Below are 22,148 nucleotides of genomic sequence, written 5' to 3' on the forward strand. Positions count from 1 at the left end.
ATAAAAAGACTATCGTCTGTTTTATTTTGCTGAATAAGTATTTACCTGCAACTAATATTCTAACAAAAAAGTCTTATTAATGAAAAAGTTTCACTTGCAGATTGGATACTGTTGGTGGTTAATGACAGAAATGGCGCCTTTGCAGGTTTCTGTTGAGGCCCTTTCTCTAAATTCTACTATAAATGATTTGAGGAAGTATTTCCTTCTAACCTATGAACCTGATTTTAAACAGCTTCCCGTTCATTGTTCAGTTTATCTAAAACAAATTCCCGGGAAATTGAAGTAAAAAAAAACAACTGACTAAAAAAAACGAAGTGTTGGTAAAAGCACTAACTACGATAAAAAATATTGAAACAGGCTTCTTTCAACCACACAACCGAACAAACTGTGTCGTTTGTCAAACAGGCATTCCCTGTAAAGATTGCATTGATGAGGAATATATAAAACTGGGAAGGCTTGATATTAAAAAAGATGATGTACTGTATGTAAGATATCAACACAAGAATACAGTGAGTCTGGCTGACCAAAACGGCTTTATTTATTCTGTAAACATATCTGATTTTCACACCTTTTTTGAAAATCTGAATGACAGGGCTGGAAAAATATAAAAACTAAATACAGGAGCACTTAAATTTCTATTCTGATATCTGCATTTTTATCTGCTATTAGTCTGTACAAATTTCCTCACCGGGTAACCCATTGCCGGAATCTGAAAAACAGCAGGAGCGATTGCAAGATCAGATATACTTACAGCAGTATATGTTAAAACGGCTCTTTCATTTTCGTACGTATATTGTAATACCAACCCTGGAATACCCGCAAATGCCGGTTCAGCAATTTCAAACATTGAATTCCTGATCAATTCAGTATAAAAAACAACGATCTTTTGTTCTTCACTCAGAATAATTGTTGCTTTTTTACACTGATAACCCAAAATAAGAATACTGTCATTACTTAGTATACAGGTACTGCTGTCGTATTTACGGTTGTATTGCTGCCATTCTTTCAGCGACAGGTAGGTTTTGTATTTATCCTTACCTGATTCATTTACAATAGCGATTGTTCTTTCCCTGTTACCTGTTTCCCGAAAATAAAAAACACTTTGCATACGCATTAATGAAACCAACCGGTTTCTTACCCTTCCTTTACTGATAAACAACGTTTTTAATCCGCCATTATACGTTTCAGCATATCCTTCTTTTTGAAGTGATTTGATATTCAGTGAGTAGGAAACCGTTAAATCGGATTCACCGCTTGTATCAATAAAAGGTAAATTCTCCTGTATCTGTGCGCTTAATAGCTCACACGAGAGGAGTAACCCGAAAATTAAAATAATATATGACCAGATTTTTTTACTCATGGATCAGTAATTAAACAGGCTATCACCCATATCAATAATATCAAGTGGATTTGCATTCATTTTTTTATCAAACAGTTTCACATCATTCTTCCTCCATTTCTCAATTCTTCCTTTCACTCTTCTTGCTTTCCAGGTTGGTTTCCCTTTTCGACCCGTCTTATACAATTCAGAAATTATGGTCTGCATATAGGAGGAAACAGAAATATTCGTGAACTCATTAATCGAAATCTGTATCTCTTTCCCATCCGAACTTCTGAAAAAGGATGGCACTGTTTTGGGTTTAAGTTTTGCAAATGTGTACAACAGATCATTCTCGTATACTATCAGATTATCTCCATTTATCTGTACATAAGAAACAGCCAGCCAATTATCGGTCTGCTTGTGAAAGCTTAATTTGCCAGGTGCTGTTTGATGTGACTTGTTTGCAGTAAGTTCTGCTTGTGTTTTTTTTTCATTAAGCTTCGGTTGATTTTCCAGTAACTTATCAGCACTTTTCACTTTAACAGTATCTGGTCCCTTCTGCTTCTGAGGGCTGTATTTCTTTAATAGAAATGGCACTGCCAGTATGAAAATAAAAATAGCTGCAGCAACGGCATACTTCCTGAAAAGAAAAATAATTCTTCCCGAGGTTCTTTCATTTCCTGTCACCCTTTGCTGGGCCTGTATATTTTCTCTTTGATAATTGACTTTGATTTGTTCAAACAGTATTTCCGGAGGTTTTTGTTCAAAATTCTGCAACTCCCTGCTCTTTATTTTCAGGTACGCATCCCCCGGTTTACCAAAAAACTCATCTTGCAAAGCTTCCCATATTTTAGGGGGAGGCGTTACACTGTAATTTTTCAGTCTTTTGAAAATATCGTAGTTATTGTTGCTCATCAGCCAATAATTTCTTTAATTGATTTTTTGCCCTGTGCAACTGTGCTTTACTGCCACTTTCAGATATCTGCAGCATTTCAGCGATTTCTTTATGATCATAGCCTTCAACAAGATAAAGGTTAAAAACAGTTCGTTGACCGTGTGGCAGCTTCTTGACTAATGAAAACAGGTCTTCAAGTGCAAGTTTGTCAAACCCGGTAAAGCCATTTGCCTCGCTTGGTAAATCTTCATTGCTTTCTATAAAATGAATATTTTTCTTCTTATAGAAATCAAGACAGGTATTAACGAAAACTCGCCTGGCCCAACCCTCAAATGATCCTTCATATCTGAAGCTTTTCAGATTTAGAAATAATCTCGTGAAAGCACTTTGAAAAATGTCATTGGCATCCTGTGTGTTGTCGGTTTGCCGCAAACACAAACTGTACATTTTTCCTGCTATCATATCATATAGCTTCTTAAATGCCCGCTCATCACCAATTATACTTTTCTCAATTAAGACTCTGGTTTCTGCTGACTGGTCACTTTCTTTTCCCATATTTTTTTTGACCTTTATCCGTATTAAATAGTTATCACTTAGAAACTTTTCTGTTGGTCTGATCGTCTATAAATAGATCAGATAACCAAAACGTCATTCATAAGCTTGTCTGATGATGTTACTGTTAACCATTAAACCTGTACTTTTTTTTTGCAAACAGCAGGTTTTCTTCAGTTGTACTGAAACGGTTTCATCTGAGTATTTTTAATACGGATTAAACTATATATGGTGTCTTAATTGGTCTGCACTTCATTGCAAATATCTCTGTTATCTGTCCAATCCTGTTACAATCGAACAATAACTGCCTGATGTTGATTGTCCGGTTGTTCAGTACATATAAAATTTACTGCATGCAAATAAACGGGCCACTTTCGCAACCCGTTGCCCACCTGCAAACAAAAGCCAGGTAACTGCCAGAATATTTTACACAATTCATCAAGCCTTAACGGTAAAGACGACTGTACTGCTGAAAAAGTTGCAGTCCGTAAAAAAAACAACCTCTGGTGAATTAAAACGTAAAAGCCGGCTGTTGAAACAACTGGCTTAACTTCTAATTTCAGGTTTTCTCCGGATAGTTTTTCTTATAGCATTATATATATGACTGCTAAATTTTAAAAAGCAACTGACGACAATACTTATACTGTTTAAAATAGCCCGCTATGGAAATAGCAGGCGTTCCATCAAACCTGTACCTTATTAATCCATGAAAAATTACTACTGATTAATGCGTATTGCACTAGTGAATTAATGAGCGCAATTGAAACGGTTTTCTGCAGATTTCCATCTCTATTGCTTAATGATCCGTTTTGTATATATTTTCCTGTTATCCTGTATAATTGCTGCTTCATATATCCCATTGCTCCAGTTATTCGTATTAATTTGCAAAACAGAAGCTCCATTAACTGTTTCAGATTTTATAATCTGCCCCATACTATTATAAATCAAAAGTTGCTTAAGCCCTTTACCTTTCAGCTCTACAGTAAGCATATCACGAACAGCAACAGGGTAAACAGAATATTGCACTTTAAAACAGTTAAAGTTTACACTCACAATTTCACTGATTTTTTCCTGCATGTCAACATCAACCATGCGTAAGCGATAGAGGTAGTTACCTGCAGTCACTGATGCATCAGCATACTGATAGTTCATTTCGGAACTGCTGTTACCGGAAGCAGCAACATTGCCGATCACTTTCCAGTCTCTTCCATTACTGCTTCGCTCTACCAGGAATTGTTTACTGTTCTGTTCTGCTGCTGTGCTCCACTTTAACATGATAGCTGAACAATCTGAATTCACCTGAACAGTAAATAATTTCAGTGTTACCGGTAATGCAATTGCCCAATTGATTGTATAGGTTGCCGGAGTATTATCAACTGCTCCTGCAGCATCTCTATAAGCATATGTAAAACTTGTGCTGAGTGCCCCAACGGTTGCACTGGTTAATTTAACAGATAATAATGCTGGATTATAATTGCTGATGATATCCCCATTACTCAATTTAATTCCATCATACAGTAAATCTGCATTTGAAGGAACCGTTGTTATCTGTACTGTCTTCCCAATGAGAAAAGCAGTCGTATATAAATCCTCAAAATCATTTCCTGTTAATGGACCGGGACTGCCTGCAGAACCGGAACCATTTAATGAAATCAAAGCTCCTGCTGCGGGTTGTGAAATTGTATATGACTGTGTGATACTTTCCGGTAATTTTTCTATTCCAAAATTAACATCCGTAATATCTGCTGTAGTGATTATTACAGGGTTCACTGTTCCATTTACTGTTAAATCATTTCCCTCAGATACTCCTATGTTTTCGCCGGTATTGATCCAGCCCTGAGGTAATGTTGTACCGGAAGAGGGCGAAGGAGAATTGTTAATCAGAACGGTGTAAGCACCTGCTGTAAGATTTAAAAATTCATACTTTCCATTTGCTAAAACATCAAACTTAGCAATTTCTATTCCGGTAGAAAATAAATGCGCATAGATAGACCCGCCAACATTCGTTCCTGTACCGTTTACGGTAAGATCAGTTAACCCGTTTGCATCATTATAAACATACCCACTGATATTTGCAAGTATGTTAACGGCTACATCTTCTACTTCACCTGTTGATGCCAGTCCTGTAGGAGCTGACACTTCAGATGAGTTCACCGCTATTCTGCAACGCAAATAGCTTATTCCTGCAACCGGCGTTGTAAATCCAGTAAATGTTACACTGGCAGTTTGTTGTAAAGCGCTTGGGGGAACTGTAACAGAAGTTATTTCACCGGCATCAAGAAAATCACCATCACGGTTAAAATCAAACCAGCATGCCAGCGTTGCGTCTGCACCGGTATTATTAAACACACTAACTGTAAAAGAAACGCTGGTTGAAGTTGTAGATATAACCGGAAACACACTAACACCGTCTTCATCATCAGTTGAACCTGTATTGCTGATATCATCTTCCTGCGCTGCAACAGATTGAAGAGTTCCCGGATCAGCATCCGGTGCAGAATTGCCGAGGTATAATTCATTGTTGAAAAGATGTCTTGGCCCATTGTCAGCATCCAGTGTATTATAATTACCAGCTCCTGTACTTGCTCCACCGGGGATATCCGGAGCGTCACCATAATCAAGATTCAAACCACTATTCATTGCAGTGCAGTCAACAACAGTTAAAAGCAAATCAAATACAACTGCGTTATTGTTGCCATCTCCTGTATTAATACGCAGCATCACATTCCCAGTAAAAGATGATGCATTATTCATTTGCACCCTTAAAGCATCAGCAGTTCCATTACCATCTGTATCTACCAGACTGTATATAGGATCGGCGGCCGGCACTAATAAATATAAAGCGCCATTATGCAGATAAAGTGACAAAGCAAAAAAGGGTGCCGGATAATTGCTATTACCGGCTTTAGCCAGATTATTAAGAGGGAATACCACAGAAGTTCCCTTACACATAGTTGCCGACATTCCTATGCGGCCGGTGGCGGCAAAAACCGGTTTAAAACTCATGCCTGTTAAACACAATACAAGCAGCATTTTCACAAGTGTACTGATGTTCGTCTTTGCTTTTACAATAACCTTTTTCTGGCTGCACACATTTGACTGATTGCAATTTCCAGCCTTGGTTCCTGAAAGCAGGTGCTCTGAATTCTTACGGCTCATTTGAGAAAATCCCAGCGTTAGAAATTGGGTAAAATTTTGTTTCATGTTGTACGATTTAAAATTTAATTTAATATCCTGGCTTATACAGGAACGCTGCAACAATTCAGTTGTACGTTGCAAAAAAACTGATGATAAGGTTTATAAATATCTGGTCCGTCAATCAGGGCAATCCCCTGTTTTTGCACTTTACTGATTTTCAATCATGAATATTTTGGTTGGATTTCCATTGGGTTGAATCACTCCCTGGCGGGAATTGTAAAGCTTAAAGACCTGAATAGATTCATATCGGTTGCAGGCAAAGTGGCTAAGAATCTATTTCATGACTTTTGTCATTATTTTGAAACAACTGCAACTTTGTAAATTAAAAAATCGTCCTGACCCTGACCTGATAGTCAGATAAATTCCCGCAATATATTTGCAGCATGATGAATCTTTTTTTTGAACAGTACAGTAACGATAAGTTCCATGCAGGCTCACATAATAATACGATTGACTTTGGTTTCACACAACTTGAGAAACTATATTATTTTCTGGGATTTCCCCGTATAGACGATATGAAAGCACATTTAAGAAGCTCCTATGAATACATTGAATTTAAAAAAGGTACTCAGTTAATCAGGAAGGGCGATTCCTGTAATTCGCTTTTTTTTATCATCAGCGGTTCAACAAGAATTTTCACTTATACAGTTGACAATTATGAGCAGGTGTTTCTTCTCTCAAATGAAGGGAATATTGCAACATCTGTTACTTCATTCCTGAAAAACCAACCGTCTGATATTTTTATGGAAACCTGCCAGAAAACGAAAATGCTGGTATTGAAAAAAGATCGCTTTGAGCAGATTATGCAGTCAGAGTTAAACCCTTCTTATCTGCATCTGCTCTATAGTTTAAATGACAAATCTCTTTACTATCAAAAAAAACTTACCAGTATGCTTTATATGAACAGTAAGGAGAAACTCGACTACCTGTATAACTCTTTTCCTGACATTTTCAATTCCTTTGCGGTGAAACATATTGCTTCACTTTCAGGTATTAAGCCTGAAACACTCAGTCGTATCCGTAAAACACTTGCTTAAAAAAACACCGGAACAGGTATCAAAGAGTTTTCACCTTATTGAAATAAACTTCCCTGTTTATCCATATGAACAACTATCAAGCAGAATGGAAGATTATTTTCTGTAGATTTCATTGACACTCCTTTTATACAATGCTGTTAGCTGACAGAAGAAAACAAAAATGGACAACTCTTAAAAATTCAGAATTGTCCATTGCTGGTGGAGAGTATCGGGGTCGAACCGACGACCTCTTGCATGCCATGCAAGCGCTCTAGCCAACTGAGCTAACCCCCCATTTATCATTTCAATTTATCCTTCTCAGAACCGACAAACTTCCTGCTTATAAGCAGGACCGTCTATCCATCCCGATAGCTATCGGGAGAGTGACCCGTAAAGGATGGCAAAGATAATCGTACAGCTGAATGCAGCAAAAACATTTTCAATGTAAAAAGGCCGCTGTTCAGGCGGCCTTCGTAATCTCTTATTGTTTTATTTTTTCTTCAATCTCATTCACCTTTTCTTTTAATTTTTCACCAGCTTTCTTCACATCTTTCTTAACCGGTTCAATCACTTTTTTCTGAAGGGTGTCGCCTATTTTGTTTCCCTTGCTTTGCAGGGTATCCACAATCTCATTTGCTTTTTCCTGTGCTTTGTCAATTGCATTGGATGTATCAGCTGCTTCAGCGGCTTCTGAAGATTCTACCTTTTGGTTATCGGTTTTATTTTCTGCTTCGTTATTGCAGGCAATAAAGAAAGACGCTAACAATAGAACGATGAATAATTTTTTCATTTGTTATTTTTTTGAACTGTGAAATTAGTAATCGCCGGAAATAAATCAGGATACAGTTGTTATTTTTTTCTGAAAAATAACCGCATGGATGTTCCGGTAAAATCAAATGCTTTACGCAGCTGATTTTCCAGGTAATTCTTATAAGGTTGTTTTACATCATCCGGGTGGTTACAGAAAAATGAAAACGATGGAACCGGCGTTGGCAACTGTGTTACATACTTAATACTCACAGGTACGCCTCTTACAACCGGCGGATGGAAAGCCTGGATCGATTTCTGCACCGCTTCATTTAATTCAGAGGTTGCAATTTTACGTTGCCTGTTATCAACAACCTGCAAGGCAGCTTCAATAGCCTGCATGATTCTTGTTTTTTCAGTTGCAGAAATAAACAGGATCGGAATATCATTAAACGGAAGAAGACGGTTCTTTAATTCCTTTTCGTAATCACGGGCAGTGTTGGTTTCTTTTACAATCAAGTCCCACTTGTTCACCAGCATCACAATCCCCTTTCCTTTCTTTACTGCTAAAGAATAAATATTCAAATCTTGTTGGGAAATTCCTTTCTCTGCATCAATAATGAGCAAACAAACATCTGCTTCATCCAGTGCACGGATGGCACGGATCACAGAATAAAACTCCAGATCTTCATTCACTTTTGTTTTACGGCGTATCCCGGCTGTATCAATGAGAATAAAATCCTTACCAAACAGTTTATACTTTGTATGAATCGTATCTCTTGTTGTACCTGCAATATCACTTACAATGGTTCTTTCTTCACCAAGTAAAGAATTCAACAAAGATGATTTACCAACATTCGGCTGACCAATAATCGCAATCTTTGGAATTGTTGATTCAACTTCATCTTCCTGGTCAGCAGGAATCAACTCTGCAATTCCATCTAATAATTCACCAGTGCCGCTACCAGACATACTGCTGAGAAAAAAAATCTTGTCGAAACCAAGCGTATAAAATTCACTTGCTTCCAGCAGGCGTTCATGATTATCTACTTTGTTAATCGCCAGAAAAACCGGTTTGGTGGAACGGCGCAATACATCGGTCATTGCTTCGTCAAGGTCAGTAACTCCTGTTGCAGCATCGCACATAAACACAACTGCATTTGCTTCATCCAAAGCTATTTTCACCTGTTTACGGATCTCTGTTTCAAAAATATCTTTGCTGTCGGGAACAAATCCACCCGTATCAATGATATTAAACGACTTTCCATTCCAGTCGGCCACACCATACTGGCGGTCACGGGTAACCCCGCTTTCATCATCCACAATAGCTTTACGCTCCTGCAATAATCGATTGAAGAATGTACTTTTTCCCACATTGGGTCTGCCCACAATTGCAACGGTAAAACCTGCCATAATAAAATTATAAAGTTGGCGAAGGTACTGAATTAAACAGTAAGAAGACCGGTCTATCTCAATCCGGGCGTCACGATGCCCTCTTAATTGTAACCGTATTCCTTTAAAAACATGTCACTATCACGCCACTTGGGTCTTACTTTCACGAAGAGTTCAAGGAACACTTTTGAATCCACAAACTTCTCAATTTCAACCCTTGCAAGGCTGCCGAGTTTCTTGATCATTTCACCCTTTGTGCCCAGCAAAATACCTTTCTGGCTTTCACGCTGTACAATAATTTCAGCTGAAATCTTAATTAAGGATGTTTTTTGTTCAAAAGCAGTAACAACTACGGTGGTATGATAAGGGATCTCATCACTGAAGAGATCAAATATTTTTTCACGAACCAGTTCGGCTACAAAAAAACGGGTGCTCAGATCCGTTAGCTGATCTTCTTCAAAGAAAGGCTCGCCTTCAGGAAGCAGGTCGAGAATAGGTTTGATAAATGCTTTGATATTGATACCTGATAAAGCAGTGATGGTGATTACCTGTTTGCAATAAGGCCTTGCTTCAAAAAAAGCCTTGGCTTCAGCCAGCTTCGCTGTATCAACCAGGTCAATCTTATTCAGTACAACAACTGTAGGAACTTTTAACTTCAGTGATGCAAATAACTCATCATTTTCCTGCCAGTTGTCTTTGATGTCGAGTAACAGTAACGCCACATCAGCATCTTCCAGTGCACTCTTAACACTGCCCATCATTTTTTCCTGCAGTTTGTACTTGGGATCAATGATACCGGGCGTATCAGAAAATATAATCTGGTATTCCTTAGTAGTAAGAATCCCTTTAATACGATGCCTGGTTGTTTGCACCTTTGGTGAAACAATGGCTAATTTTTCTCCCAACAGAGCATTCAGCAAAGTGCTTTTGCCTGCATTGGGTTTACCAAATATGTTTACAAATCCAACTTTCATAAAAGAAGCTGCTTGCTGTAAGCTGCAAGCTACACGCTATTAACTTAAAAAGAAAATCCCGCCAGAGGCGGGACTTTGTTGCGAAGGGGAGGATCGAACTCCCGACCTTCGGGTTATGAGCCCGACGAGCTACCGCTGCTCTACTTCGCGGAATGGACGGCAAAAGTAAGGGTAAATAGCATTGCACCCAAAACAAAGAGGCAGAACTTTTATTCTGCCTCTCTGCTCATCATCAAGTATGAAACTTATTTTGAATTTCTTTTCTTTAAACTGGAAGCACCACTTGTTTTAAAATCACTGATCATGGCTGATCCTTTATATTCTATATCACTTGCCCCGCTTGCATTTGCACGCAGATCTTTATTAACAGTAATCCTGATATCAGATGCGCCGGAAGCTTCGGCTTTACAATTTTCAGTTACAAGGTCGAATCCTTTAAAATCACTGGCACCACTTACTTCAATAGTAAGATTGGTTACACTTCCTTTGATATTTGCATCTGATGCACCGCTTTGATCCACCACAAGATCAGTATAATTCAATTCGCCTTTTAAACTGGAAGCACCGCTTAATTCTAGTTTCAGTTTACTGCCTTTCAGTACACCATCCACTTTTACATCACATGCACCGGAAGCTTCAATATAATCAAGATTCTTTACTGAAATATAGGCTTTCAGTTTCCTGTTTTCACTGCTCCATTTCCATACTTTATTATCATTATCGTAAGAAATACGGAGAACACCATTGATCACTTCGGTTTTAATACGGCTGCGGAATTTTTCTTCGCTGGCACTTACTACAACACCTTCACTGCTCCCCTGCTGAATGATGACATCAAATGCATTCGACACTTTAATACCGTGGAAACTGCCCACTGTTCTTGCCTGTGCATTTTTATCGTTGATCACTGTTACATCCTGTGCAGATACAATGCTGAATACAGCAACCAGTACAACAAATGATAAGATTATTTTTTTCATGTGTATATGTTTTGATGTTAAGATTAATCGTCTTTACGGCGGATGATAGAACCAACATTAGTTCCCACTTCACTGATCTTTGCTGTGCCTTTATAATAAATACTTCCGCCGGTGGATGAATATAATTTCATTTCATCGTTCACTGTTACTTCTATTTTGGCACCTGTGGTCGAACGGATATCTGCTTTACCGGCAGACAAAGTATATGCTTCCACTCTGCCTCCACTGTTGGCATGCACATTAAATGTTCCAACTGAACCCGACACTGAAACCTTCGCACCACTTTCTGATTCAACAATCAGTTTACCTGCTTCAACCTTCCCTTTAAAATCGGCACCCGATTGAAGATAGAGACTAAGCACTTCTTCCTTTATTACACCCTCCACTTTCACAGAGCTTCCGGCATGGGCAGTAAGTTTATCCAGAGTTTTGAAAGAGATATATACTTTGAGTTTTTTGCCGGTGCTTGTCCAGTCGCTGAAAGATTCACGATCATAATAAATTTTCAACTGGCCATCTTCCACTTCTGTTTTCAGGCGGGAGCGGTATTCATCTCTGGAGGCACTTACCACCACTTTATCTTCATTTGACTGGGTAAGATACAAGTCAATCCCGTCGGTTACTTTAATGGAACGGAATGGCTTCACCGTCCTTGTTTCAGCATTCGGATCTTCAATTTTGGTTTCCTGGGCCTTTGCCAGCAGGAAAAAAGACATAGCGATAAGGGTGAACATCAATTTCTGCATAATATTCGTTTTGTATGATACGGCTCACCAAAGCAGAATGTTACAGGTATCCTAAAACAATTTACCTTTGACCCGTCAAAAAGCGGTGAATGCCGGTTTTGACACAGATTCCCCGGGGTGCTAAACTCCTGCCAACCGCAGGAGAGCTGAGATCAAACCCGTAGAACCTGATCAGGGTAATGCCTGCGCAGGGAAGGAGGTTCTATATTTCCCCTCTTTTCGTTTCGCAGCATTTCCGACTCAATTTTTAACTGTAAAAAGTGTAAATGATGATGAAAAAATTGATGCTGGGAATGTTGGTGATTGTATCACAACAAATTTCAGTGGCTCAGTACAAACTGAGCGGAAAAGTCAACGACGGAGCAACCAATTCTCCGCTTGAAAATGCAACTGTAGAAATCAATCAAACTGCAGTTACGCAAACCAACAGTGCCGGAGTATTCAATACCGGACTATCAAAAAAAGGAACCTACCGGATCCGCATCAGCAGCGTAGGGTACAAAACATGGGAACAGGTATTTGTCGTATCCGACAAAGAAACAACTCTCAGTTTTTCACTGGAACAGCATAAGCTGTTTTTAAAACCCATTGAAGTAACCGCCATCCGTGCAGGCGACCGTATGCCCTTCAGCAAAACCAATCTCAACAAAAAAGAAATTGAGAAAGTAAACCTCGGGCAGGACCTTCCCTTCATTGTCAATCAAACTCCATCCGTGGTGGTAAATTCTGATGCAGGAAACGGAATTGGTTACACCGGTATCCGCATCCGTGGTACTGATGCAACAAGGATCAACATGACATTGAATGGCATTCCTTACAATGATCCGGAAAGCCAGGGATTGTTTTTTGTGAACCTTCCTGATTTCTCTTCTTCGGTAAGTTCTATCCAGATCCAGAGAGGGGTTGGTACATCTTCCAATGGTGCAGGTGCATTTGGTGCCACATTAAATCTCAGCACCAATGAGTTTAACGATAAGCCTTATGCAGAACTGAACAATGGCTTCGGCAGTTTTAACACATGGAGGCAAACCATTAAAGCAGGAAGCGGTTTGATGGGCAATCATTTTACCGTTGATGCAAGATTATCATTTATCAACAGTGATGGATTTATCGACAGAGGCGCATCGAAGCTCAGTTCATTGTATTTCTCAACTGCTTATATCAACAATAAAACATCCATCCGTTTTAATGCCATCACCGGTAAAGAAAAAACCTACCAGTCATGGAATGGTATTCCTGAATATAAATTGCATCGCAACGATGCAAAGCTCATGGAGCATTACTGGAACAACAGTTATCCAACAACAGCAGATTCACTGAACCTGTTTGATAATAATAATAACAGAACCTACAATGTATTCACTTATAAAAATCAAACCGATAATTACCAGCAGGATCATTACCAGTTATTCTTCAATCATGAACTGAACAAAGCCTGGAATTTCAATGCGGCTTTCTTCTTAACAAGAGGCCGTGGTTATTATGAAGAATACAAATACAAGGAAGACCTCGGCGATTATGGACTAAGCAGTGCAGTTGATGCAGACATCATCCGTCAGCTCTGGCTCAACAACTGGTTTTACGGAACCACCTTTTCTGCTCAATACAAAAAAGACAAGGACCAGCTAACCATTGGCGGAGCATATACCCGTTACAAAGGTTTGCACTATGGAAAAATCATCTGGAGTGAAGTATCTGTACCCAAAGATTATAAATGGTATGATTTGAATGCATTTAAAAATGATTTCAACATCTATACAAAATACCAGCGCCGCATTGCAACAAGATGGGAAGCATTTGCAGATCTGCAGTTCCGTTCTGTAACATATACCATTAATGGCTTCCGTAAAACACCAACCCTGAAACTCGATAACCAATTCAATTTCTTTAACCCGAAAGTTGGATTGTCTTAGGCGGATAGTAAAGGATGACTTGGTTTTATATCCGATAGTGTTGGAAATAAAGAACCCAACCGTGAAGATTTTGAAGCAGGTGTAAACCAACAACCAAAACACGAAACAGTATACGATCTTGAATTAAATATTGAACAGCCTAAAGAAATGTATAACTGGAGCGTTACGGGTTACTACATGCATTATAACAATCAACTTGTCCTTACCGGAAAGGTTAATGACGTTGGTGCTTACAATCGTATCAATGTTCCAAAAAGCTATCGTGCGGGTGTGGAATTACAGGCAGGTATAAAACCCATCAGCTGGTTTAATGCAAGCGGTAATCTAACGCTGAGCAGAAACCGCATCCTCAACTTTACAGAATTTGTTGATGATTATGATAATGGCGGACAGCAGGAAAATAAATTTACTTCTACACCACTTTCCTTCTCGCCTGCTGCAGTTGCTGGACTTACGCTTAACTTTATTCCTTTTAAGAATATGGAGATCAGCTTACTTAACAAATATGTATCACGCCAATTTCTGGATAACACAGGAGATGTAAAAAGAAGTATTGATCCATATAGTTCACGTGACAAGCAGCCTAACTTAAGCTTAAACACCGGACAACAATATCAATATGGGAATTACGGTATACCATTTGTGACCGATTTACGGCTGCAATATGGCATCCATTTAAAAAGAATTAAAGAAATTAATTTGACATTCCAGCTCAACAATGTGTTTAATGAACTGTACGAAACCAATGGCTATACCTTCAGCTATATCTATGGTGCACAAACCATCACCGAGAATTTTTATTATCCCATGGCCGGAATAAATTTCCTCGCCGGTATCAATATAAAACTCTGATAAAAGAAAAGAGGTGATCGAATTCATTCGATCACCTCTTTATATATTTTCCTTGTATTTCTCCTTTCCTCCTCTCCTCTGCGTGAAACCATGTGCCGTAGGTACATCTCATAGGTTGAATCATTAATGAAAGCATCACACGTTCCTTCGGAACGTTTCATGCTTCTTATTAGTTTATTACTCGGTACCGTCCCTACGGGACATCACAACATAAAAAAGTGAGCACTTCTTCAAGCCTCACCAAAACTATTTTCTTCTCTGTGTTTCTTCTTTCCTCCACTCCTCTGTGTTGAAACTACCCTCCGAACTTCTCTCTCCACGCAAGCATCCCGCCCGTTACATTCACTACATTTTCAAAACCCAATGTTTCTGCAAACATACAGGCCTGTCCGCTGCGGTTACCACTGCGGCAATAGAAAATCACTTCCTGGTCTTTTAAATTTTCAATGACTTCCACATCCATATTGCGGATATTTCCCAACGGATGAAGGATGCCCCCGATATTAAATTCTTCATGTTCATTTGGTTCACGGACATCTACAATATTCAATTGTTCGCCAGCATCGATTCTTGCCTTTAATTCTTCAACAGTTATTGTTCGCATGATTGATAGTTTTAGTATTCATTTTCTGTTTTCGGCATCACCGCTTTGGGTCTTTGTGTAGTATCCATCTTCGATTTATCCATACTGATGTACAGATCCATCAGCTGACCTCCACGAATGCGGATTGGTCTTCCTTCATCATCCCTTCTTGCCGGACTTTGCCTGATCACAAATGCACCAGAGCTATCTCCCACCGGACCATCCACAATCACCGCACCCAGCAACAGTTCATTACTTTCTAAAAATACTTTCGCTTCTGCAAAGGTCATTCCCAGTAAATCAGGTACCAGCATTTCATGTTGCTTAATACCTCCGCCCAATACAAAACTGATGCGGCTTCCCATCGGGATTCTTGTTCCCGGCACAATTGTATTTCCATTGTATAGTTGTTCAAGTACGGACCCAACTGCAAAATCGGGACGGGAAGTAGTATCGCCGAACTTCAATCCCAATGTATTCAACTGTAACAAAACGCTGCGGTAGGTTTGACCAACAAAGTTGGGTATCGCCACCAGCGGTGCTTCTGAACGGTTCACCGTTAAATAAACAGTACGGTTCACCTTCACCATTTCATTGGGAGCAGGTGATTGTTTTACAACAGAAAGTTTTGGTAAGCTGTCGAAATACACACTATCCTGTACCTGCACCTGGAAGCCCTGCGACTCCAGTAATTTCTTTGCCTCTTCAATATTTTTTCCTTTGATTTCGGGCACTTTAATATAATCCCCGTGCTGTGTAATCTTATCCAGCAGCAGGAAAAAGATAAAGAAAATAGCCAGTCCCAATGCAATAGCAATGAGCAGGTTTAACAAAAAAGAACGACTTGTAATTGATTGAAACACGGAAATTGAATTTGGTTGCCGAATATCGGTAATAATATTAAGATGAATGTTTTGCCAATGCCTCTTCCACCAATGCTGAATAAAACTCTTCCAGTTCCCAGCCCATGGCCCTCACCTGCTGCGGAACAATACTGGCATCCGTTTGCCCCGGAATAGTATTGATCTCTAACATAAACGGTTCATTCTTTTCTTCATTGTAAATGAAGTCGATCCGTATCACACCACCGCAGTTAAAAACTGCATATACCTTCTTGGCCGCCGCACTTACCTTCTGATAAATTTCATCACTTGCTTCAGCAGGAGTGATTTCTGTACTCTTGCCATGATACTTCGCCACAAAATCAAAAAACTCCATATCAGGGTCAGCTTTTACTTCCGTCATCGGCATCGCAATAATTTCGCCCTTGCTTTTAAACACACCAATCGTAAACTCACGGCCCTTAATCATTTCTTCCACCAGCACCTGGTCATCTTCAACAAATGCTTTATCAATGGCTGCTGCAAGATCTTCCTGTTTGCTCACCTTGCTCATTCCAATACTGCTGCCGCCGTTATTTGGTTTTACAAACACAGGAAATTTTAAATGGATACTGTTTGCATCAACCGGCTGATGTTCGAACAGGTGTACACTCTTTGCCACATTGATACCGGCAAAAGCAGCCACTGCTACTGTATACCGTTTATTAAAAGTAATTGCAGAAGTTGCCGCACTGCAGGAAGTATAAGGAAGACCCAGTACATCAAAATAGCCCTGCAGTTTTCCATCCTCACCGGGAGTGCCGTGCATACCAATAAACACACAATCAAAATGAACCTTCTCTCCATCCACCTTTACCGTGAAATCGTTTTTATCAACGATCTGTTTATGATCATGAGCATCTGTATACGTCCAACCCTCTTTGGAAATATCAATTAAGAATACATTGTATTTCTGTTTGTCTAAATGACTGTAAATGGTTTTGGCGCTTTTGTAAGAGATCACCGCCTCACCGCTGTACCCGCCCGTAACAAGGGCAATATTTTTCTGCATATGGTTGTGTATAAAAATCGAATGTTCTTCTCTCTTCCAAAACAATGCCGCTTTTCTCCCTCTTTTTCTCTTCTTTGTCATCCTGAGCGATAGTCGAAGGACCCTCCTTCGAACTCTTAGCCCTGCCTTTCCCCACTCTTTGCCTCTGTATTCCCTATTTGCCTTTGTTCTCCCTCTTTGCTTCTGCCTCGTTGCCTTCACTCCTTTCCCTCTTTCCCCTCCTTTCAACTCTTAGCCCTGCCTTTGTCTTCCCTCTTTGCCTTTGCCTCTGCCTCGTTGCCTATTTGCCTTCCCCAACCCCCTGATTCCCCGTATCCACCACAAACTTCCACTTCCCATCCTTCTGTTTTCTCCAGATCGATAAATAAGTTCCCTGCATCGTTGTATCCTTTGTCTTTACGGTATAAACACCATACGTATATCCAAGATCATGTGCCACCGACATATCAGCACCCTTCGGCACCCATGTCATGGTAAACGAAGTATCCTCCTGTGCTTTTAAAAACTGAATCACATCTCCTTCCACAATCGGTAAATAACCCGGGCGTAGCAGCACTGCATCATCTGCCACATAATAAAGAAACGCATTCTTCATCCCCTCCTTTGCACTCGCTTCCGAAAAAGCAATATCTGTATCCACCATTTCCTGCATGGCCATTTCAGTATCCGGGTCCTTTTTCTCAACCAACAGATCAACAGGTTTCTCCTCAAAAAAACCGCAACCCGTAAACAGTAATGCAGCTGTCAACAAAAAAAGTAAATTCTTCCGCATGTATGCAAGATAATGATTCAGGGTTTATTTCAGAGAGGGGAAGCCCGTACATTATGAGCAATTTCACAGCTCCCGAATTTACAGACCTGTATAAAAAAAGCAAGGTGAAGGTTTTCAAGCCTTCACCTTTTTCTTAACGGGAAATATCACCCGCCGTATTCTGGAATCATCCTTACGGGAACTCATCCATCGTGAAAAAAATGTTTCTTTACAATATCTGCTGTTAAGTTACTCAAAGCAGATTGTTTCGTCAACAAATGATTCAAATACTTATGCACCTTTTTCATCCGACTCAGCCTTGGCGAAGTCGGATTATCCGACACAACTCAGGCAAACTCAGGTTGGGGTCTTACCCGTGCAACACAGCCTTTCTTGCCATCAGCGTATCCACTGTTTCCACATACGCTTCATCAGGTACGCAGCAATCAACCGGACAAACACTGGCGCACTGTGGTTCTTCATGAAAACCCTGGCACTCGGTGCATTTGTTGGGAGTAATATAATAAACATCCATTGCAAGAGGTGCATTCTTTGCATCTGCATCTACACTTGTTCCGTCAATCAATGTAAAACTTCCTTTTACGGCAGTTCCATCGGCAACGGCCCATTCTACCCCGCCTTCATAAATAGCATTGTTGGGACACTCAGGTTCGCAGGCCCCGCAGTTGATACATTCTTCTGTAATTTTAATAGCCATGATCTTTAATTTTTAGGATTTTATCTTGAATTGTCAGTAAGTCAATCGTTATAATCCGTACTGCGGGCCCGTTGTTAACTTTCTCCTCCTTATCTGCACAGCCCGTACCTTATTCAGTTACTTTGCTGCTCAAATGTAAAATAAACAGTTGAATGAACTTACAAGAAAGAGTAGAAATTTTACAACAACTTCAACAATATATTTCCAGTACTGACGAAGGTTGGCAAAATATTCAGGAAAAATCCTTACAGCACAACAACTGGTTCACCCATCAGTACACTCAACTCGCTGCAAAAACCATTGCCACTGAATTTTTAGACAAACAAAAATTATTGCAGTGGACTGACCACTATCATCTCGATGATAACATTATTCCCAAAACAGTTGGCATCATCATGGCCGGCAATATTCCCTTAGTGGGCTTTCATGATTTTTTATGTGTGTTCATCAGCGGGCACAAACAACTCATCAAACTAAGCAGTAAAGATCAGTTCCTGCTCAAACATCTCGTTGATAAAATGATTGAGTGGAACCCAGACATGAAGAACCACGTAAGCTTTGCAGCCATGCTCAAAGGCTGCGATGCTTATATTGCCACCGGCAGCAATAACAGTGCACGTTATTTCGATTATTATTTTGGCCGCTACCCTTCCGTTATCCGTAAAAACAGAACCTCTGTTGCCATCCTCACCGGTAAAGAAACAGCAAACGAACTAACCTTACTCGCCGATGATATCATGACTTACTTTGGTCTCGGCTGCCGCAACGTAACACAGATTTATACACCCGCCGATTATGATTTTGTTCCCCTGCTTGGCGCATTACGTAAATACCAGTGGATGTTCGATCATCATAAGTACCGCAATAATTACGATTACCAGCTCGCCATCTACCTCATGAATAATATTTATTACATGACCAACGATTGCATTGTACTCGTAAAAAATCCCAACCCCTTCTCGCCCATTGGCACACTGCATTACGATTTTTATACCGATTTTACTGCACTGCAAACCGAACTCAAAACCAAAGAAGAAATCCAGGCAATTGTTGGTGCTGGCGGATTACCATTTGGGCAGGCACAGCAACCATCGCTGATGGATTATGCAGATGGAGTTGATGTGATGGCGTTTTTGAAAAGGGTTGCCAACCTTTGAAAGGTTGGCAACCCTGACCCTAACCCTAAAAGGTTGGCAACCCTATGAACACTTCACAAAAATGATTATTTTGTTGAATGCCTATTCCTGAAAAATACCTGGCCGACTTTGAGGAAGGTTGTATGTATCATGTGTACAACCGAACCAACAACAAAGAAAAATTGTTTCTGAGTGATGAGAATAGGCGCTTCTTTCTCAGAAAGTATGATCAATACCTTTCCTCATTTGCTGATACTTTTTGCTGGTGTTTATTACCCAATCATTTTCACTTTTTGATTAAGATAAAATCGGTGGAAAATATTCAGGCATATCTGAAAAGTAAAGAACTGAAAGAACTTACACCTACCGAAAAGAAATTCACAGATCAGCAAATCAATCTCAGCGAACTGACAGAACAATGTTTTAAACGTTTCTTTCAGTCTTATTCACTTGCATTTAATAAACAGCATAACAGGAAGGGCAACCTGTTTTACAAACCATTTAAACGGTTAAAGCTGGAAAAAGAAACTCATTTTACGCAAGCCATTATTTACATTCATGCCAATCCGCTCAAACATAAACTGGTAAAAGATTTTACAGGCTGGCAATGGTCCTCCTGGCAAACAATGGTATCAGCATCTCCTACTCGTTTGCTGCGCAATGAGGTGCTTACATGGTTCGGAAATAAGGACCGCTTTATTGAAGCACATAAAAGCATGATTCAGTACTACGAAGAATCCAACGCAGCGATTGAAGATTAATCGGGGCACCAGGGTTGCCAACCTTGAAGGTTGGCAACCACCTGTCCGGTCAGGCGGGCTTTTATCATTCGGTAATTCTATTCAACTAAATGTATGCTGTTGTATATTTGGCTACCAACTTCAATTGTCAATACTTAATAATAGATTGTAGAATAATGGCCGACGATAAAAAACAACAACTCGAACAACAACTCTGGAAAATAGCCGATACCCTTCGTGGTAAAATGGATGCAGATGATTTCAGGGATTATATACTGGGCTTTATCTTTTACAAATACCTGAGCGAAAAAATGGAGGCTTATGCCAACACTGTTTTAAAGCCCGATAAAATAACTTACGACCAGGTAGAAAAACATAAAGACAAAAAAGAATTACTGGCAGCCGTTAAAGAAGAAGCACTGGATAAACTCGGCTACTTCTTAAAACCATCCGAACTATTTAACGAACTGGCCCGCCGGGGCAATGCCGAAGGCAAAAGCAAATTTATTTTAGATGATTTATCTAAAGTACTTACCGCCATTGAGCAAAGCACCATGGGCAACGAAAGCGAGGAAGATTTTGGAAACCTGTTTGAAGACCTAGATTTAACAAGCAGCAAACTTGGCAAAACCGAAACCGCAAAAAAACGAACTCATTGTAAAAGTACTTTCTCATTTAAGCGAAATTGATTTTGATTTAAAAAATACCGAAAGCGATGTATTGGGCGATGCTTACGAATACCTGATTGGTAAGTTTGCCAGCGGTGCAGGTAAAAAAGCTGGCGAGTTTTATACACCACAACCAGTAAGTAGTGTATTGGCGCGTTTGGTAACCATTGGCAAAACTAAACTAAAAAGTGTGTACGACCCAACCTGCGGCTCCGGTTCTTTATTGCTGCGTGTTGCCAAAGAAGTAAAAGAAGTAGCTGCATTTTACGGACAGGAAAGTAACCCTACCACTTACAACCTCTGCCGCATGAACATGATCATGCATGATGTGCATTACAAAAAGTTTGACATTAAAAATGAAGATACCCTGGAGCGACCGCAACATATTGACAAGCGCTTTGAAGCCATTGTAGCCAACCCGCCTTTTAGTGCAGAGTGGAGCGCCAGCCCTTTGTTTATGAGCGATGACCGCTATGCACCTTATGGCCGTTTAGCTCCCAAAGGCACGGCCGACTTTGCTTTTGTGCAACACATGATACATCAGTTGGCCGGTAACGGCACCATGGCCTGTGTATTGCCGCATGGTGTTTTATTTAGAGGCGGTGCCGAAGGACATATACGGGAGTACTTAATAAAAGATAAAAACCAGTTGGATGTCGTTATAGGTTTGCCTGCCAATATTTTTTATGGCACCGGCATACCTACCTGCATTTTAGTATTGAAGAAAAAAAGAGAGCACAGCGGCAATGTATTGTTTATTGATGCCAGCCAGCATTATGAAAAAGTAAAAACACAAAATATATTGCGGCCTGCCGACATTAATAAAATTATTACAGCTTATAAAACACGAAAAGATGAAGACAAATACAGCCATGTGGCCCTGTTAAGCGAAATTGCCGAAAACGATTATAACCTGAACATACCCCGGTATGTAGATACTTTTGAAGAAGAAGAAGCCGTGAATTTAAAAATAGTATCAAAAGAATTAAAGAACTTAGAAAAAGAAATACGAACCACTGATGCCAGTATTGCAAAATATTGCAGGGAATTGGGAATTGATACGCCGTTTTAAT

General features: G+C 39.8%; 18 protein-coding genes, 2 tRNA genes, 2 pseudogenes and 1 riboswitch. Of the genes and pseudogenes, 6 read left to right on the forward strand and 16 right to left on the reverse strand.

Translation table 11 applies throughout. The annotated features are described in order from the left end of the window. The first annotated feature begins 317 nt into the window (after positions 1 to 317). Positions 318 to 608, forward strand: a complete 291-nt coding sequence (locus tag IPK31_19920; protein MBK8089996.1) for a hypothetical protein — start codon at positions 318 to 320, stop codon at positions 606 to 608. A 47-nt stretch (positions 609 to 655) separates the two neighbouring features. Here IPK31_19920 and IPK31_19925 read toward each other — a convergent pair whose 3' ends face one another. From IPK31_19925 to IPK31_19940, 4 genes are all read right to left on the reverse strand, one after another. Continuing rightward, a complete protein-coding gene (locus tag IPK31_19925) occupies positions 656 to 1,360 on the reverse strand; it encodes a hypothetical protein (GenBank protein MBK8089997.1) in 705 nt (234 codons plus the stop codon). Positions 1,361 to 1,363: 3 nt separating this feature from the next. Then, positions 1,364 to 2,236, reverse strand: a complete 873-nt coding sequence (locus IPK31_19930; protein MBK8089998.1) for a hypothetical protein — start codon at positions 2,234 to 2,236, stop codon at positions 1,364 to 1,366. Then, positions 2,223 to 2,771: an RNA polymerase sigma factor gene (locus tag IPK31_19935; GenBank protein ID MBK8089999.1), complete on the reverse strand. Its 549-nt coding sequence runs from the start codon at positions 2,769 to 2,771 to the stop codon at positions 2,223 to 2,225. The genes IPK31_19930 and IPK31_19935 overlap by 14 nt, the downstream gene beginning before the upstream one ends. 786 nt (positions 2,772 to 3,557) lie before the next feature. Beyond that, positions 3,558 to 5,972 (reverse strand): T9SS type A sorting domain-containing protein, encoded by a 2,415-nt coding sequence (locus IPK31_19940; GenBank protein ID MBK8090000.1) that lies wholly within the window; start codon positions 5,970 to 5,972, stop codon positions 3,558 to 3,560. A 377-nt stretch (positions 5,973 to 6,349) separates the two neighbouring features. Between IPK31_19940 and IPK31_19945 the strand changes: the two genes are divergently transcribed. Continuing rightward, positions 6,350 to 7,003 carry a Crp/Fnr family transcriptional regulator gene (locus IPK31_19945; protein MBK8090001.1) on the forward strand — a complete coding sequence of 218 codons (654 nt, stop codon included), beginning with the start codon at positions 6,350 to 6,352 and terminating at the stop codon, positions 7,001 to 7,003. Positions 7,004 to 7,199: 196 nt separating this feature from the next. Here the strand turns inward: IPK31_19945 and IPK31_19950 are convergent. The 7 genes from IPK31_19950 to IPK31_19980 form a co-directional block, all read right to left on the reverse strand. After that, a tRNA-Ala gene (locus tag IPK31_19950) sits at positions 7,200 to 7,276 on the reverse strand. A 187-nt stretch (positions 7,277 to 7,463) separates the two neighbouring features. Continuing rightward, positions 7,464 to 7,772 carry a hypothetical protein gene (locus tag IPK31_19955; GenBank protein MBK8090002.1) on the reverse strand — a complete coding sequence of 103 codons (309 nt, stop codon included), beginning with the start codon at positions 7,770 to 7,772 and terminating at the stop codon, positions 7,464 to 7,466. 59 nt (positions 7,773 to 7,831) lie between these two features. Next, positions 7,832 to 9,142: a ribosome biogenesis GTPase Der gene (der, locus tag IPK31_19960; protein ID MBK8090003.1), complete on the reverse strand. Its 1,311-nt coding sequence runs from the start codon at positions 9,140 to 9,142 to the stop codon at positions 7,832 to 7,834. An 83-nt stretch (positions 9,143 to 9,225) separates the two neighbouring features. Beyond that, entirely contained in the window at positions 9,226 to 10,095 is an 870-nt protein-coding gene (era, locus tag IPK31_19965; protein MBK8090004.1) for a GTPase Era, read from the reverse strand. Between the two features lie 78 nt (positions 10,096 to 10,173). Continuing rightward, positions 10,174 to 10,245 (reverse strand) — tRNA-Met (locus IPK31_19970). Positions 10,246 to 10,340: 95 nt separating this feature from the next. Next, on the reverse strand, positions 10,341 to 11,075 hold the full coding sequence (locus IPK31_19975; protein ID MBK8090005.1) for a DUF2807 domain-containing protein: 735 nt from the start codon (positions 11,073 to 11,075) through the stop codon (positions 10,341 to 10,343). A 23-nt stretch (positions 11,076 to 11,098) separates the two neighbouring features. Next, on the reverse strand, positions 11,099 to 11,821 hold the full coding sequence (locus tag IPK31_19980) for a DUF2807 domain-containing protein (GenBank protein MBK8090006.1): 723 nt from the start codon (positions 11,819 to 11,821) through the stop codon (positions 11,099 to 11,101). A 103-nt stretch (positions 11,822 to 11,924) separates the two neighbouring features. Further along, positions 11,925 to 12,032, forward strand: a riboswitch (TPP riboswitch). Positions 12,033 to 12,093: 61 nt separating this feature from the next. Between IPK31_19980 and IPK31_19985 the strand changes: the two are divergent. Further along, positions 12,094 to 14,586: pseudogene (locus tag IPK31_19985) on the forward strand (TonB-dependent receptor). Positions 14,587 to 14,881: 295 nt separating this feature from the next. Here IPK31_19985 and IPK31_19990 read toward each other — a convergent pair. From IPK31_19990 to IPK31_20010, 5 genes are all read right to left on the reverse strand, one after another. Beyond that, a complete protein-coding gene (locus IPK31_19990; GenBank protein MBK8090007.1) occupies positions 14,882 to 15,190 on the reverse strand; it encodes a rhodanese-like domain-containing protein in 309 nt (102 codons plus the stop codon). Between the two features lie 11 nt (positions 15,191 to 15,201). Continuing rightward, positions 15,202 to 16,032 carry a PASTA domain-containing protein gene (locus IPK31_19995; protein MBK8090008.1) on the reverse strand — a complete coding sequence of 277 codons (831 nt, stop codon included), beginning with the start codon at positions 16,030 to 16,032 and terminating at the stop codon, positions 15,202 to 15,204. A 37-nt stretch (positions 16,033 to 16,069) separates the two neighbouring features. Next, positions 16,070 to 17,062: a D-alanine--D-alanine ligase gene (locus IPK31_20000; GenBank protein MBK8090009.1), complete on the reverse strand. Its 993-nt coding sequence runs from the start codon at positions 17,060 to 17,062 to the stop codon at positions 16,070 to 16,072. A 280-nt stretch (positions 17,063 to 17,342) separates the two neighbouring features. Continuing rightward, entirely contained in the window at positions 17,343 to 17,834 is a 492-nt protein-coding gene (locus IPK31_20005; protein ID MBK8090010.1) for a DUF4440 domain-containing protein, read from the reverse strand. Positions 17,835 to 18,183: 349 nt separating this feature from the next. Next, positions 18,184 to 18,531: a 4Fe-4S dicluster domain-containing protein gene (locus tag IPK31_20010; protein ID MBK8090011.1), complete on the reverse strand. Its 348-nt coding sequence runs from the start codon at positions 18,529 to 18,531 to the stop codon at positions 18,184 to 18,186. Between the two features lie 152 nt (positions 18,532 to 18,683). On the opposite strand from IPK31_20010, the gene IPK31_20015 reads away from it, so the two are divergent. From IPK31_20015 to IPK31_20025, 3 genes and pseudogenes are all read left to right on the forward strand, one after another. Beyond that, positions 18,684 to 19,688 (forward strand): acyl-CoA reductase, encoded by a 1,005-nt coding sequence (locus IPK31_20015; protein MBK8090012.1) that lies wholly within the window; start codon positions 18,684 to 18,686, stop codon positions 19,686 to 19,688. A gap of 77 nt (positions 19,689 to 19,765) precedes the next feature. Continuing rightward, a complete protein-coding gene (locus tag IPK31_20020; protein MBK8090013.1) occupies positions 19,766 to 20,428 on the forward strand; it encodes a hypothetical protein in 663 nt (220 codons plus the stop codon). Positions 20,429 to 20,583: 155 nt separating this feature from the next. Further along, positions 20,584 to 22,147 (forward strand): annotated as a pseudogene (locus tag IPK31_20025) (type I restriction-modification system subunit M). The last annotated feature ends 1 nt before the right edge of the window (position 22,148 follow it).

The organism is Chitinophagaceae bacterium (genome assembly GCA_016713085.1).
GTDB lineage: Bacteria > Bacteroidota > Bacteroidia > Chitinophagales > Chitinophagaceae > Lacibacter.

Excerpts from the sequence above, each read along its gene's own strand:
- IPK31_19925 (MBK8089997.1), bottom strand. The coding sequence starts at position 1,360 with ATGAGTAAAAAAATCTGGTCATATATTATTTTAATTTTCGGGTTACTC.
- IPK31_19930 (MBK8089998.1), bottom strand. The coding sequence starts at position 2,236 with ATGAGCAACAATAACTACGATATTTTCAAAAGACTGAAAAATTACAGT.
- IPK31_19935 (MBK8089999.1), bottom strand. The coding sequence starts at position 2,771 with ATGGGAAAAGAAAGTGACCAGTCAGCAGAAACCAGAGTCTTAATTGAG.
- IPK31_19940 (MBK8090000.1), bottom strand. The coding sequence starts at position 5,972 with ATGAAACAAAATTTTACCCAATTTCTAACGCTGGGATTTTCTCAAATG.
- IPK31_19945 (MBK8090001.1), top strand. The coding sequence starts at position 6,350 with ATGATGAATCTTTTTTTTGAACAGTACAGTAACGATAAGTTCCATGCA.
- IPK31_19955 (MBK8090002.1), bottom strand. The coding sequence starts at position 7,772 with ATGAAAAAATTATTCATCGTTCTATTGTTAGCGTCTTTCTTTATTGCC.
- der (MBK8090003.1), bottom strand. The coding sequence starts at position 9,142 with ATGGCAGGTTTTACCGTTGCAATTGTGGGCAGACCCAATGTGGGAAAA.
- era (MBK8090004.1), bottom strand. The coding sequence starts at position 10,095 with ATGAAAGTTGGATTTGTAAACATATTTGGTAAACCCAATGCAGGCAAA.
- IPK31_19975 (MBK8090005.1), bottom strand. The coding sequence starts at position 11,075 with ATGAAAAAAATAATCTTATCATTTGTTGTACTGGTTGCTGTATTCAGC.
- IPK31_19980 (MBK8090006.1), bottom strand. The coding sequence starts at position 11,821 with ATGCAGAAATTGATGTTCACCCTTATCGCTATGTCTTTTTTCCTGCTG.
- IPK31_19990 (MBK8090007.1), bottom strand. The coding sequence starts at position 15,190 with ATGCGAACAATAACTGTTGAAGAATTAAAGGCAAGAATCGATGCTGGC.
- IPK31_20000 (MBK8090009.1), bottom strand. The coding sequence starts at position 17,062 with ATGCAGAAAAATATTGCCCTTGTTACGGGCGGGTACAGCGGTGAGGCG.
- IPK31_20005 (MBK8090010.1), bottom strand. The coding sequence starts at position 17,834 with ATGCGGAAGAATTTACTTTTTTTGTTGACAGCTGCATTACTGTTTACG.
- IPK31_20010 (MBK8090011.1), bottom strand. The coding sequence starts at position 18,531 with ATGGCTATTAAAATTACAGAAGAATGTATCAACTGCGGGGCCTGCGAA.
- IPK31_20015 (MBK8090012.1), top strand. The coding sequence starts at position 18,684 with ATGAACTTACAAGAAAGAGTAGAAATTTTACAACAACTTCAACAATAT.
- IPK31_20020 (MBK8090013.1), top strand. The coding sequence starts at position 19,766 with ATGCCTATTCCTGAAAAATACCTGGCCGACTTTGAGGAAGGTTGTATG.